This window comes from Bacillus sp. BD48, from assembly GCF_046566805.1.
GTDB lineage: Bacteria > Bacillota > Bacilli > Bacillales > Bacillaceae > Bacillus > Bacillus safensis.
On sequence record NZ_JANGFM010000002.1, the window covers coordinates 291,330 to 305,133 of the forward strand.

Sequence of the window (13,804 nt, forward strand, 5' to 3'; positions counted from 1 at the left end):
TATGGCTGGAAAAACACATTCCTCAGCAGAGCACGAACACTTCCCTTGGAAACACGTAGTTGGCTTTATCCTGTCCATTGTGCTGACAATCTTAGCATTCTGGATTGCGATTGGAGCTGAAATTGGCAGTTCCGCAAAACTATGGATTATCTTTGGTTTTGCGTTCATTCAAGCATTCTTGCAGCTGTTCATGTTTATGCACATGACAGAGAGTGAGAACGGAACTGTTCAAGTCGGAAATACTTTGTTTGGTCTGTTCTGTGCGATTATCTTCGTCATCGGATCTGTTTGGATCTTTGCGGCTCACTACAGCCACGGAGAGAACAGTAAAGACGGTTATTCACCGTCTGCGCCAAAGCAGTCTGAGCATTCAGAGAAATAATAAAAAACCACTCATCTCTTGAAGGTGAGTGGTTTTTATCATGATGGTGATAACGCTTCCAATAGTTGGGCGTATCTATCTGCTGCTGAATCTTTTGCGAATGAATGGAAGTCCGTAGATGAGGAACGCTGCAATGTGAGCCAAAATCACGTTAATGGCAAAGAATGCGATCATGAAGGTATGTCCTGCTGGAGATAAACTGCTTGTCATGTAAAGACCGAAGAAAATCCACATAATCATAATGGGTGGAATAGAAGCTAATGCAATTTTTCTGTTTTCCAGCCATAAAAACAGGGGTGTAGCCGTTGCAATACATAGGTACGCAAAGAACATATCCATCGTATCCAACTCCTTTGTAAGTTGATGTTCAAATCAAATGAGAGGTCAGGATGCAATTGTGTCTGTTTTTAGGAGATATTGTGAACATTTTGTTACAGGTATTATACCACAATTGACTTTGAAGTAAACGCAATAATTGGAAAATGGGCCTTATTCCATACAAAATGGTTTTATTCCTCAATCCTCATTGCAACTTATGCTAATCTGATGTTTACTTGTCTTCTTGCCACATAGGTCATTGAATTTTCCCCTTAAAATCTGTAAAATAATCTTTTTAAAGGACTTGAGATCGGTTGAATGAAAAGAGTGTAAAGGAATTTTTTCCTATTGTTAGGATGAAAAGTATTTCATTTTTTGAAAAATGAATGGAACCTTTCGGATGTATCTTCCGTCATATTTAAGGTGAGTTGATTTTGTGAAAATTTCAATCTAATATAAATAAGGGCTTTTATGTTTTGTAATAAGGGTGGTTAGTTCATGAACAAGCAGAATACATCTCCTTACTATCAAGGAGATTTGATTTTTATATTTTTAGCCTTCTTTGCCATCAGTGTCATTGCAATTTATGCTGCGGGTCAATTTGGACAGTATGGATCTAATGCATGGACCAGACAGATTATTTACTACATGGTCGGAGTTATATGTATTGTAGCCATAAATTACTTTGATTTGGAGCAATTAGAGAAGCTGAGTCTCTATATTTTTATAGGCGGCATACTGCTGTTACTTTTTCTGAAGGTTGCGCCTGCACAAATCGGGGGTCATGATTTTGCTCCAATCAAAAATGGGGCGAAAAGCTGGTTTGTGTTACCTGGAATAGGGACATTTCAGCCTTCAGAGTTCATGAAAATTGGTTTGATTATGATGCTCGCATCTGTCATCGGCAAGTCAAGCCCTAGAGGAAAACGGACATTAGAAGATGATATTTTCCTTCTATTAAAAATCGCCGGAGTGGCAGCTGTACCAGTTGGACTGATCTTCTTGCAGGATGCAGGGACGGCGGCGGTCTGTATGTTTATTGTTGTTGTGATGGTGTTTTTATCAGGGGTCAATTGGAAACTGATCTCTCTCATCGGTTCAGTGGTTGTACTATTGGTTGCCGCTGTGTTAGCCGTCATCATTCTCTTCCCTGATTTTGCGAAAACAATCGGCATTCAACAGTACCAAATTAACCGGATTACCGCTTGGCTGCCTGATAGTTCTTCGACAGCCAACCAAGCGCAGACACAGGATGCATCTGGATCTGATAAATATCAAGTGGAGCAGGCCATTATGGCCATTGGTGCAGGGCAGATTTTTGGGAATGGCATTAAAAACTTAAAGGTCTATGTCCCTGAAGCACAAACGGATATGATTTTCTCCATTATAGGAGAAGCCTTTGGCTTTATTGGCTGTGCGTTTGTTGTGATCATGTTCTTCTTCTTGATCTACCGGCTGGTCGTACTGATTGACCGTATACATCCTTATAGCCGATTCGCGTCATTCTTCTGCGTAGGATATACAGCGCTGATTGTGATCCATACGTTCCAGAACATTGGGATGAACATAGGCGTGATGCCAGTAACAGGGATTCCGCTCTTATTTATCAGCTTTGGAGGAAGCTCTGTCTTGTCCGTTCTCATTGGATTCGGGATCGCATATAACGCAAGTGTTCAATTAACGAAATATCAAAGTTATTTATTTAAATAAAACGGGTAAGGGCAGTCTAAGCATAGGCTGTCTTTTTTTATGCGAGTTTTCATTTTTGAAATTCCCTATGTCTTTGCCTTATGATAGAAGAAGTGAAGGAGGTCTTCGAATTGAACAAAACGATAGAAACCATATTAAATCATCGATCCATCCGTTCGTTTACAGACGAGCGTTTGACAGAAGAAGAGGTGCTGACACTAATCAAAAGTGCACAGGCTGCTTCGACATCAAGCTATGTACAGGCGTATAGTATTATTGGTGTGACAGATCAGGAAAAGAAGGCCAAGCTTGCTGAACTGGCTGGGAATCAGCCTTACGTTGAGAAGAATGGGCATTTCTTTGTCTTCTGTGCAGACTTGAAACGCCATGATCATATTGCAAAAAAAGCAGGGAAGAATCATCAGGAGGCGCTAGAGAATACGGAAGCCTTTCTCATTAGCGTCATTGATGCGGCATTGGCTGCACAAAATGTCAGTGTTGCCGCAGAATCAATGGGACTTGGGATCTGCTATATTGGCGGACTGCGTAATCAGCTGAGAGAAGTCTCTGAAGTGCTTGAAACGCCATCTTATGTGCTGCCGTTATTCGGTCTAGCTGTTGGCCATCCAGCCAGCCAGTCGTCACAAAAGGAACGGCTGCCAGTTGAACTAATCTATCATGAAAACTCATATCAGCAAGATGAAGCGCATGTGGATCGTTATTTAAAAGAATACGATGATCGTATTTCGGCATATTATGAAGAACGAACAAACGGCGAGAGAAAAGATACTTGGTCTGAGCAGATGCTGAGAGGCTTTAGTCAGCCAAAGCGTGCCTTCCTTGGAGAATTTGTGAAAGAGAAGGGCTTTAATCGAAAATAAATAAGACATCCCCCTTTCCATTTAAGAGAGGGGGATTTCTGTAAGAGGTGCAGCATGATGAAATTAAGTATACTGGATCAATCTCCTTTGATTGGAGACGCAACACCTGCTGAAGCACTGAAGCAGACGGTTGAACTGGCGAAGCAGGCGGAAAAGTGGGGCTATCACCGTTTTTGGGTATCAGAGCACCATTTTTCAAATCGGCTTGCAGGATCGAGTCCAGAGGTGCTCCTCGGGCATTTATCAGCTGTTACGTCGCACATACGCATTGGCTCAGGCGGCGTCATGCTTCCCCACTACAGTGCCTATAAAGTAGCAGAGAACTTCAGGGTTCTCGAAGCGCTGGCTCCCGGCAGAATCGATCTTGGAATTGGACGTGCTCCTGGTGGTATGCCCATTTCCTCCATTGCCCTTCATCATGGTGAGCGAAAGCGTCTAGGCGACCAATATCCTGAGCAGGTAGAAGAATTGAAGGTCTATTTACATGATCTAGCGGATGAATTTTACCCGCTGCCTCATTTGACTGCTTCTCCGAAGGTAGAGACTGCGCCGGAAGTATGGATGCTTGGTTCCTCAGGAGGGAGTGCAAGGCTTGCGGCGAAAGCAGGTGCAGGCTACACGTTTGCTCTTTTTATTAATGGTGAAGGCGGAGAAGACTCTGTGGAGCAATATATCAACCGATTTGAACCTTCAGTATTCGGTGAAAAGCCGCGTGTCAGTCTGGCAGTTTTTGTTTTATGTGCCGAAACAGAGGAGCAGGCAGAAAAGCTGGCTGTCAGCTTAGATTTATCTTTACTCGCCAATGAACAGGGGCTGAATCTTGACCGTTTTCCTTCATATGAAGAAGCTCAGGGCTATTCCTACAGTCCATATGAACAAAAACGAGTGGCTGCCAATCGTCAAAGGATGGTCGTTGGAACACCAGCATCTGTGAAAAAGCAGCTGACCACACTTGCGAAGGCTTATCGGACAGATGAATTGATCGCAGTGACCATCACACATCACATGCAAGACCGGCTCACATCGTATCGTTTATTAAAGGAAGCCTTTGATGCATAACGTATGTATATTTATCGCCTGCGCAGCCAGTAAAAGGGGAAAAGGAGCATCATGGTGAGGAAGAAGGCGGCTGACACCAGCAGGCTGAGCGGATAGATACAGGAAGCATAAACAGTCAGATCGCATGCTTGATGAAAAGGACGAGGCTGCTTCGTATGTAAAAAGGTTAGAAAATAAACCAAGGTGATCGTTAGAAAAAAAGCAGTAAAAAAAGAAATGACCCATAGCAATATCAACATGAGTTTCTCTTTCCTCCATATATGATCGAAAAGCCTTGATGAGCTTATCCGCTCATACAAGGCTTTTCTTGTGATTCACATTTATTCAGGGTAAATTTCGAAAGGTTCCTTCGTTTGTACGGTATCTGATTTTCCTTTCAAACTTGCATATGCAAGCATTGTATACTCACCAGCTTCAAGCTTCTGTCCTTGATTGATCGTACCATTCCATTTGACGCGGTGCTCTCCTTTATCAACATGTTGATAAACACCAGCTTCACCTAAATACTCTCCATCTGTCGAATAGACAAGGAATGCAAGGTTCTCAGCGCCGCCAGGCAGATAGCTGCTAATGACATAGCTTCCAGCACGGTTGTCAGGCTCTACGGAAACAGAAGTGACACGCGGATAATCTGGCTCTTTCACAATCAATAAAGTAGGGATTTCCGTGACCTTTTTGCCATTTTCGCGAATGGTTATGCTGCCTTGGTACGTCCCTTTTTTGGTTTTTCCATAATTCACCTGTACTGCGGAAGTAAAGGATCCAGTGGAATTCCCTTTGACGGTGATTTTTTTCGTTCCGTTTGTACTAATGCCGCTGCCATTGAATTTGTAATCAATGGTATACGTTTTTGGTGCTTTTGAAAGGTTTTCTACCTTAAATTTCTTCGTTTTGATTTGAACGCCTTTTTCCTTTAAGAAAGTGCCGTATGAATAGCTCGCATCAGAAACGATAGAAGACGCTTGAAGTGATTCGATGATTCGAACGCTGCCTGTTCCTTGTGTGTTATGAGGGAAAGGGCTGCCATTTGCGTCAAACAGTTTTTCTGCTGTATTCATCAGCAGTGCTTTGATTTGTTCAGTAGAGTACGATGGTTTTGCTTGTTTGATGATCGCTGCAACTCCTGCCACATGCGGAGATGCCATACTTGTTCCTTGCTTAGAACCATATCCGTAAGGCTGAGAAGGATCATGTGTTGGGATCGTACTCACAATGCTGACGCCGGGTGCTGATAGATCAGGCTTAATCATCCACGTATCCACAACTGGTCCGCGGGATGAGAAGTCAGCGACTTGCTCACTAAGTTCTTTGACAAATTGAATGGAGAAAGCCGTTGTATCGTTTCCAGCCTCAATGGCTTTGATAAGCGCTGTTCCTTCAGCTTTTGACAGCTTAATTGTAGGAAGTGCGAGACCTGGTACATCGACTGGGATTTCTCCATCTGTATTGTTATACATCACAACGCCGATTGCACCAGCGGCTTTTGCATTGTCGACTTTATCCACAAAAGCAATGGCACCCCGTTCAATCACGGCCACCTTTCCTTTCACATCGATGTTTTCAAATGCCTTTTCGTCACCGATTCCTGCTTGGACGAGTGTGACTTGTTTTTGGTCAAGCGCTTTTAAATCACTCTCTTGATAGTAGCCCATGACTTTTGCAGTAGAATAGTTCGGGAATTTCACATTGTAAAGGCTGTACGGAAGCTGAGTTGCTCCAACAGAAATGGCATCTCTTGACGTGCCGGGAGAACCGACTGTCCAGCTGTTCGGACCGCTGTTTCCATTGGAAGTAACAGCGACAACGCCTTCAGACATGGCCCAATCAAGTGCGATGCTTGTTGCGTAATCAGGGTTATTGACACTGTTTCCGAGAGAGAGGTTCATGACATCTGCTCCGTCAGTAACAGCCCGGTCGATGCCTGCAAGAACGTTCTCAGTTGTTCCAGATCCACCTGGTCCAAGTACACGGTATGCAAGAAGCGTGGCATCCTTTGCGACCCCTTTAATTTGTCCATTTGCCGCAATCGTTCCTGCGACGTGTGTGCCGTGATCTGTGGATTCACCTCTAGGATCTCCTTTAGGTGTCTCTTGCGGAGAATAATCATTATCAACAAAATCATAGCCTTTGTATAAACCGAAGTTTCCTTTTAAATCTGGGTGGGTATAGTCTACTCCAGTATCAATAACAGCAACTTTGACCCCTTTTCCAGAATAGCCAGCATCCCATGCTTTTGGTGCACCGATAAATGGAGCGCTCTTATCCATAAGCGGGGAGACATCTTCGTTTGGAAGCTGGATGCTTTCTTTTTTCACTTCATCGGTTTTATATGTAACATCCGGATAAACGGCTTTTACTCCATCAACTGCGAGCAGCTTCGGGATTTCGTTTGCAGGAAGTTTCATAGAGAAACCAGAGAAGACTTTTTCATATTCTTGACGAACACTCGCTTTATCTACCTCTTTGAGTGCTGCGTTCTTTACTTTTGTTCGAGATTTTTTGAGGGAGGCTTTTGTTTGTGCTTCGCCTTCTTGCTTGGCTTCAACTAAGGATTTTTCCTTTAATTCAACAATTACAGTGGTTTGTTTTTTCGAGTTGACATTGATTTCACCGAAGATTTCTGCTTTTTCTAGTTCCATCTTTTTGTTAGATGGAGCAGCAGCAGCCTGTTGACCGGTAAAGAATGTGGATAAAATAAAAATAGTGGAGAACAATAGAACAGAAGAACGAGATATTACCTTTTTCATTTATTTTCCCCTTTCTAGCTGTGTTTTTAGGGAGATAGCCTTTCTTTTTGTGGATAAATAGGAAAGATTCACTGCCCGTTATTAAGTATTCAATATGTTGAAAACAATTCCTTTACTGAAATGGTCTTATTTTACATAGTTACAAAGAACTATTTTGTTTATAAAGTCGCACTTATGCACAATTATCTGTTGATAACTCTATTATTCAGATACATATATGGAAAATAAAAAATTCTCATACACAAAATCTAGTAAGAGGATGTTGATATGTGGATAAACCCTGTTGATAAGGTGTGCTTATCTTTGGGATATTGTGTGCATAAAATTTTCAATGAAACATCCAGGCACATGATGATCTTCTGCACTTTTCAACAAAACTTCTGAAAACTAGTTGGTTTTTTCACCCAGATTGTGACAAACCTCTCTTTTTTCTCGGGATATGATAGGAGCAGTTGTTTTGCTAGAGCTGCTAGATTCTAAGAAAAGCGGAGGGATGTTCAGTGAAGAAATTAAAAAACTGGTTGAGCGTATGGTTTGGTTTTATGATGAATGTGCTTGTGAACCCTGGTGTAATGATGAAACAGCAAGGGTTTCAGGCGGCCGCGGCGGATGCCGGATTCTTTCAAGTAGTGAAAGAGAGAGAGCTGGAGAAGCTGGCAGAAGAACATAAGAAGAAACGCAGGGCAGAGAAGCGGTTTACTCAAAGTCTGCTGATGCTTGAAGAGAAGACGATGCGAGAGGCGCGTGCTGGTCCGCTCTTACCTTTACAGAAAAAGTGAAACAGGGTAAAATCCCACATAAGAAATGTTATCTGCTGGGAGAGGATACCCCTTGAAGATATATAAAATATTGAATAACAACGCAGTGGTTGTGAAGGAGGGTGATCAGGAGAAAATTGTGATGGGACCCGGAATTGCTTTTCAGAAGGGGAAAAATGACGTCATTCCTCTTCAAAAAATAGAGAAAATCTTTGTTGTGCGTGAAGAAAATGAGAAATTCAAACAAATTCTTGCCACATTGCCAGAGGCGCATATTGAGGTGGCAGAGCATATCATCAGTTATGCTGAGGGGAAACTCATGATGCCGCTCAGTGATCACATCCACATATCACTGACTGATCATTTGTCCTTCGCCATTGAACGCCTTCAAAAAGGCATTGTGTTATATAATAAATTGCTTGGTGAGATCAAAGTCTTATATAAGCAGGAATATGAGATTGGAAAGTATGCCATTCGTTATGTAAAGGAGCGGCTTGGGGTTGAACTGCCGGACGATGAGGCAGGATATGTGGCACTTCATATTCATACGGCCAAAATGAATACGGAGTCCATGAAAAAGACCGTGAAATATACAACGATGATCAAAGAAATGATCGAGCATATTGAAAGCTATTTTCAGCATTCAATTGATGAGGATAGTATTTCTTATCAGCGGCTTGTGACACATTTGAGGTATGCATTAGGCAGGTTGGAATCGAATGAGGCATTTCAAATCATGGACGATGACATGCTGATTTTTATCCAAACAAAGTATGATACGGCTTACCAGTGTGCACTTGGACTCGCTGATTTGTTAAAAGATGAATATGGACTTCATCTCCCTGAATCGGAGATCGGCTACATCACGCTGCATGTCCAGCGTCTGCAGGAAGCCGAATTGGTTTAATTGTGATGCCTGCATGCAGGCTTTTTTTTATGCACACTACTCTTATTAGTGTATATGGGTCATTGGATTTGAAAAAAGAGGTTGACGCATGTCACAGTCTTATACTATGATGAAAGCGTCATCAAAAATTTGATATCGCGGGATTGTGACTGTCAGGCAGGCAAGACCTAAAATTTGCGTAACGAGGGGACGTGTATGTCCTTTACTCGTTGGTGAATTTTAGGTCTTTTTTGCTTTAAAAAAGGGGGAGATAACTTGGATTATCAAAAAACAGCCAAAGAATTAACAAAACTGTTAGGCGGCAAAGAAAATGTCATTAGTGCTACGCATTGTGCAACAAGACTCAGATTGGTGGTGAAAAGTGAGGATTTGATTGACAAAGAGGCCATTGAAGAACTTGAAGGTGTGAAAGGTGCTTTCTCAAGTTCAGGTCAATTTCAGGTCATTTTTGGAACGGGATCTGTCAACAAAGTGTATGAACCATTTGCTCGTGAGACTGGTCTTGAGACAGGCGACGAGAAACAAAAGCCTGTCAGCCATGATGAAGCAGTGAAACAAAAAATGAATCCACTTGCGCGTTTTGCAAAGACGTTATCGAATATTTTTGTACCGATTATTCCAGCAATTGTTGCGAGCGGTTTATTAATGGGTCTATTAGGCATGATGAAAGCTTTCAAATGGGCTGATCCAAGCTCTGCGGTCTTCCAAATGCTTGATATGTTCTCAAGTGCAGCCTTTATCATTTTACCGATTTTAATTGGGGTCAGTGCAGCGAAAGAGTTTGGCGGAAATCCGTATTTAGGGGCTGTCATTGGGGGAATTATGATTCACCCGAATCTGCTTAACCCGTGGGGATTGACGGAAGCAAAACCTGAATATATGCATTTATTCAATGTTGATATTGCGCTTCTTGGTTACCAAGGGACGGTCATTCCAGTGTTATTGACCGTATATATCATGTGCCTTGTTGAGAAAAATTTAAGAAAGGTCGTTCCAAACAGTATTGATTTACTTGTGACCCCATTTGTCACCGTCATTGTAACTGGATTTGTGACATTTATTGCAGTTGGTCCGCTTGGAAGAATGCTTGGTACAGGAATTTCCAATGCACTGACATTTATTTATGACCATGCAGGGTTCTTAGCAGGACTCATTTTCGGCGGTGCTTACTCTTTAATTGTGCTCACAGGGGTTCATCATAGTTTCCATGCGATTGAGGCAGGATTGCTGAATGATATTGGGCGCAACTATTTGCTGCCAATCTGGGCAATGTCCAATGTCGCGCAAGGCGGAGCAGGATTGGCTGTCTTTTTCTTAGCCAAGCGTGCAAAAACAAAAGAAATTGCCCTTCCTGCTGCCTTCTCTGCTTTTTTAGGAATTACTGAGCCTGTCATATTCGGTGTAAATCTCCGCTATCGTAAACCATTTATTGCGGCGATGATCGGAGGCGCATTGGGCGGGGCATTTGTCGTTTTCACGAAGGTAGCCGCCAATGCTTATGGTTTAACAGGCATTCCGATGATTGCGATTGCAGCACCATTTGGTGTTCAGAATGTGGTCAATTATGTGATTGGTATGTTAATCGCTGTTGCTGTTTCATTTATTCTCACCATCATTTTTAAAGTAAAAGAAGTCGAAAAATAATCAAGGAGTGGTCACAGTGATGACAACAACTGACGCAGCACTTCGTCAAAAGATAGCAGACCGTATTCGAAACTATGAGCATTTGGTCAAAAAGGATGTGTACCGGCAGCATTTTCATTTGATGCCGCCAGTCGGTCTTTTAAATGACCCGAATGGACTGATTCAGTGGAAAGGAATATACCATGTCTTTTATCAGTGGCAGCCATTCAAAACAGGGCATGGTGCAAAATTCTGGGGTCATTATACATCGACAGATCTAGTCAATTGGCAGCACGAAGAAGCCGCTCTTGCCCCAATCGATTGGTTTGATCAAAACGGCTGTTATTCTGGCAGTGCATTTATAAACGATGGCCAGATGCATGTGATGTACACTGGAAACGTTCGGGATGAACAAGGGAACCGTGAGACGTATCAATGTTTAGCTGTTTCAGAGGACGGTATTCATTTTCAGAAAAAAGGTGTCGTGGCGACGCTGCCGGAAGGGTTCACTGCTCATTTTCGAGATCCAAAGGTTTGGAAGCGAAATGGCCAGTGGTACATGGTCCTTGGTGCACAAAGCTTAGACCTGAAAGGACACCTTGTCTTATTTACCTCTGATACATTAGAAAATTGGACGTTTCAAGGCACGATTGCAGGCAGCGGAAAGAATGGTTTAGACAATTTCGGCTATATGTGGGAATGTCCAGACCTGTTTGAATTAGACGGCCGGGATGTATTGATTGTGTCACCGCAAGGGCTCAAGCCGGATGGCTTAAAATATCACAACACACATCAATCGGGCTATTTTGTTGGAACATTGGATGATCACTCCTATCAATATACACACGGAGCGTTTGAGGAGCTGGACCGCGGTTTTGACTTCTATGCGCAGCAAACCTTTCTAGACGAATCAGGCAGACGTCTTTTAATCGGGTGGATGGGGGTGCCTGATCAAGGAGAAGAGCATCATCCGACGATTTCTTATCAATGGATACACTGCCTCACGATCCCGAGAGAGCTCCGTTTAGATGATGACGGACATCTCATTCAAAAACCAGTAAGTGAACTTCAATCCATGCGGACCAATGAACAAGAGCATGTTTTTCACATTAAACGTTCTGTTCATTCCATCCCTGTAGATGATATTACGAGCGCAGAGGTATTCATTGATCAAATTGACACACAAAAAGGGTTTGAATGCTGTATCCGTGCAGCTGCACGCATTATCTATGATAAAGAGGAAGGAAAGCTGACATTAGAGCGGGATCGATTTGAAGATCGATCAAAGGAAGTGCGTGAAGCAGCAATAGGGGAATTACACGATCTTCATATCTTTATTGATTCATCGTCGATTGAGATTTTTGTAAACGGAGGCCGTGAAGTTTTTACTGCACGTTACTTTCCTTCCCCGGGAAATAAATCGATCTCCATCAGTGGAAGAAATGAAACAAAGCTGACATTGAAGACATGGCATTTACAAAGAGAAGCAGGTAGTTGATCTCTTCAACAATTAGAGAAAACGTCTACGTACCCTCCAAGTGATGATCAGACGGTGCCGATGTAGAATACATTTCTCTCTCAGATAATCGAGGTGCGGGAAATTGGGTACCCCAACACCGCATCCTCGTTTTCCTTTAGCCCCATCACTTCGCCCTGTTAAATTTTTAAGTGAAATTTCCCCACCCGTTCCTGCTAAAGCACCTTGTCCAAATTTAACTTCAATCATAACAGCCCGTTTAAATAGTTCGACCAATCAGTTTTTCAAAACTTCTTCAGATAAACCCGCCTTCCCCTATTTTTATTTTCATTGTTTTTTTGCTTTTGGACCAATGGTAATCACACCGTCTACATCTCCCTCGCCATCAATTCATTATATTTCCTCGATAACTTTCAGTTAAAACGATTTTTCCCATGTGCTTCACTTACTTTATCTGCTGTTCTTTATAAAAAATGTTTACTTTATTAATTATGAGTGATAACATACATTTAAATTATTGGTAATAAACATTACTTTTATATAAAATATAGTAATTTTTATTACATGCGATAAATAATGATGAGGGGCGCAATGTCTCTAAAATGAAAGTTGTCGAAGATAGGGATTGCATCATTAATTTCATTTTTGAAAGCGCTATCTTATTGGTTGTGTATGGCAGTCAGTGGTTTAGCACCAGTGGCTGGACGTTATCAAGGCTTGTAAAGAAGTTGCTATTGCAAACAATTAAATGAATTAATCTATTAAATCAATATTAAGTTAAGGGGTGTATTTGGATGGGAGTATGGAATTTTAAAGGCGGTTCTATTTGGTCAGAAAAGGGGTTCATTCCAAATCAGTCTACAAGCATAACAGTTACTCATGAGGATGATAGGGATATTCATTTATCTGAATCTAGCGTAATTGTACCAGGACTAGTCGATTTTCATTGTCATGTATGGGCACCTGGAGCAGAGATTGGTGTGACAGATAAACAATATCTTTCCTCAGGAGTAACTACAGTTGGGGACGCAGGTACTTTTGGCTATGACGGATGGGAGGAAGCAAATCGTTATTGGGAAAACAGCCCGTTAACAGTACGTTCTTGGTTATCAGCTTTACCGGAAGGGCTGACCAATCACCCGAGCCCTAACCCAACCAAGCCAGAAAGTATTTCGTTGGATCGAATTGTTGAAGTTGCATCTTTAGCTGAAGATTGTTTATTAGGAATTAAGATTCGCTTAGGCCAGGTGGACAAAACGACTGACCGGTCTTTATTACGCTTAGCAAGAGAAGCAGCCGATCGAACTGATTTACGAATGATGGTGCATTTAACTGGAACTCAACTAGATATTGAAGAGGTAACACAATATTTTAATAAAGGAGACATTCTCACTCATCCATTTCAAGGAAGGGATGGAAACGTGTTAAATACCGCCGGAAAGGTAAAAAAAGAATTTCTAGCTGCAGTGGAAAGAGGAATAGTATTAGATATCGGTCACGGTAGAAAACACTTTAATTGGAATGTTTTTTATAAATGCTTAGCTGAGGGAATTAAACCAGATACGATCAGTACAGATTTAACAAGCGCGTCATGGAGAAAATACCCTGTTTATAACATGAGCTACATCATTTCTAAAATGATTGTAGGTGGTCTGTCTCTAGATGAAGCGTTTAGAGCAGTTCTGGTAACAGCTCCTAAATTGTTAGGAATTGACGATTTTACTTTTACTCCAAATCACCTTGTGGTTCTAGATTCTACTTCTACTGAGACTGCTTTTCCCGATGTAGATGGAGAAACGGTGTTAGGTAACATTAATTATCAACCGAAACATGTAATTTTTAACGGTAAACCAGTCATTGAGAGTAATTTCAGTTGAAAATAAACGTTTTTGACACGATGAAAGAAAGTTTTCATTTTGTTCGCTGTCTTGAGGAAACAAAAGGAGAGTAAAAGGAGCTACTC

The 13,804-nt window shown here is 41.9% G+C and carries 11 protein-coding genes and 1 pseudogene; 9 read left to right on the plus strand and 3 right to left on the minus strand.

Features of this window, described 5'->3' with window-relative positions:
* Nucleotide 1: 1 nt before the first annotated feature.
* Nucleotides 2-382, plus strand: a complete 381-nt coding sequence (qoxD, locus tag ACLGGR_RS06460; RefSeq protein ID WP_007497818.1) for a cytochrome aa3 quinol oxidase subunit IV — start codon at nt 2-4, stop codon at nt 380-382.
* 75 nt (nt 383-457) lie between these two features.
* Here qoxD and ACLGGR_RS06465 read toward each other — a convergent pair whose 3' ends face one another.
* A complete protein-coding gene (locus tag ACLGGR_RS06465; RefSeq protein WP_008345491.1) occupies nt 458-721 on the minus strand; it encodes a spore morphogenesis/germination protein YwcE in 264 nt (87 codons plus the stop codon).
* Between the two features lie 477 nt (nt 722-1,198).
* Between ACLGGR_RS06465 and ACLGGR_RS06470 the strand changes: the two genes are divergently transcribed.
* The 3 genes from ACLGGR_RS06470 to ACLGGR_RS06480 all read left to right on the plus strand — a co-directional run bounded on the left by ACLGGR_RS06470 (nt 1,199) and on the right by ACLGGR_RS06480 (nt 4,329).
* The gene (locus ACLGGR_RS06470; RefSeq protein WP_142946204.1) at nt 1,199-2,410 is read left to right on the plus strand and encodes an FtsW/RodA/SpoVE family cell cycle protein; all 1,212 of its coding nucleotides are present in this window, start codon (nt 1,199-1,201) and stop codon (nt 2,408-2,410) included.
* Between the two features lie 110 nt (nt 2,411-2,520).
* On the plus strand, nt 2,521-3,270 hold the full coding sequence (nfsA, locus tag ACLGGR_RS06475) for an oxygen-insensitive NADPH nitroreductase (protein WP_095409856.1): 750 nt from the start codon (nt 2,521-2,523) through the stop codon (nt 3,268-3,270).
* A 54-nt stretch (nt 3,271-3,324) separates the two neighbouring features.
* Nucleotides 3,325-4,329, plus strand: a complete 1,005-nt coding sequence (locus tag ACLGGR_RS06480; RefSeq protein WP_251216128.1) for an LLM class flavin-dependent oxidoreductase — start codon at nt 3,325-3,327, stop codon at nt 4,327-4,329.
* Between the two features lie 320 nt (nt 4,330-4,649).
* On the opposite strand, the gene ACLGGR_RS06485 is transcribed toward ACLGGR_RS06480, so the two are convergent.
* Complete coding sequence (locus tag ACLGGR_RS06485; protein WP_251216127.1) at nt 4,650-7,076, minus strand: S8 family peptidase; 2,427 nt, start codon at nt 7,074-7,076, stop codon at nt 4,650-4,652.
* Nucleotides 7,077-7,576: 500 nt separating this feature from the next.
* On the opposite strand from ACLGGR_RS06485, the gene ACLGGR_RS06490 reads away from it, so the two are divergent.
* From ACLGGR_RS06490 to ACLGGR_RS06505, 4 genes are all read left to right on the plus strand, one after another.
* Nucleotides 7,577-7,855 (plus strand): hypothetical protein, encoded by a 279-nt coding sequence (locus ACLGGR_RS06490; protein WP_142946208.1) that lies wholly within the window; start codon nt 7,577-7,579, stop codon nt 7,853-7,855.
* A 52-nt stretch (nt 7,856-7,907) separates the two neighbouring features.
* Complete coding sequence (locus tag ACLGGR_RS06495; protein ID WP_267586906.1) at nt 7,908-8,741, plus strand: PRD domain-containing protein; 834 nt, start codon at nt 7,908-7,910, stop codon at nt 8,739-8,741.
* 255 nt (nt 8,742-8,996) lie between these two features.
* A complete protein-coding gene (locus ACLGGR_RS06500) occupies nt 8,997-10,385 on the plus strand; it encodes a sucrose-specific PTS transporter subunit IIBC (protein WP_142946210.1) in 1,389 nt (462 codons plus the stop codon).
* Nucleotides 10,386-10,404: 19 nt separating this feature from the next.
* Complete coding sequence (locus ACLGGR_RS06505) at nt 10,405-11,862, plus strand: sucrose-6-phosphate hydrolase (RefSeq protein WP_410972726.1); 1,458 nt, start codon at nt 10,405-10,407, stop codon at nt 11,860-11,862.
* A gap of 113 nt (nt 11,863-11,975) precedes the next feature.
* On the opposite strand, the pseudogene ACLGGR_RS06510 reads toward ACLGGR_RS06505, so the two are convergent.
* A pseudogene (locus ACLGGR_RS06510) lies at nt 11,976-12,111 on the minus strand (FMN-binding glutamate synthase family protein); the annotation flags it as partial.
* A 524-nt stretch (nt 12,112-12,635) separates the two neighbouring features.
* Here ACLGGR_RS06510 and ACLGGR_RS06515 point away from each other — a divergent pair.
* Complete coding sequence (locus tag ACLGGR_RS06515; RefSeq protein WP_410972727.1) at nt 12,636-13,718, plus strand: amidohydrolase family protein; 1,083 nt, start codon at nt 12,636-12,638, stop codon at nt 13,716-13,718.
* The last annotated feature ends 86 nt before the right edge of the window (nt 13,719-13,804 follow it).

Bases quoted from the DNA above. Each gene is read 5' to 3' on its own strand.
- ACLGGR_RS06465 (WP_008345491.1), bottom strand. From the start codon at position 721: ATGGATATGTTCTTTGCGTACCTATGTATTGCAACGGCTACACCCCTG.
- qoxD (WP_007497818.1), top strand. From the start codon at position 2: ATGGCTGGAAAAACACATTCCTCAGCAGAGCACGAACACTTCCCTTGG.
- ACLGGR_RS06470 (WP_142946204.1), top strand. From the start codon at position 1,199: ATGAACAAGCAGAATACATCTCCTTACTATCAAGGAGATTTGATTTTT.
- ACLGGR_RS06505 (WP_410972726.1), top strand. From the start codon at position 10,405: ATGACAACAACTGACGCAGCACTTCGTCAAAAGATAGCAGACCGTATT.
- ACLGGR_RS06485 (WP_251216127.1), bottom strand. From the start codon at position 7,076: ATGAAAAAGGTAATATCTCGTTCTTCTGTTCTATTGTTCTCCACTATT.
- ACLGGR_RS06480 (WP_251216128.1), top strand. From the start codon at position 3,325: ATGATGAAATTAAGTATACTGGATCAATCTCCTTTGATTGGAGACGCA.
- ACLGGR_RS06515 (WP_410972727.1), top strand. From the start codon at position 12,636: ATGGGAGTATGGAATTTTAAAGGCGGTTCTATTTGGTCAGAAAAGGGG.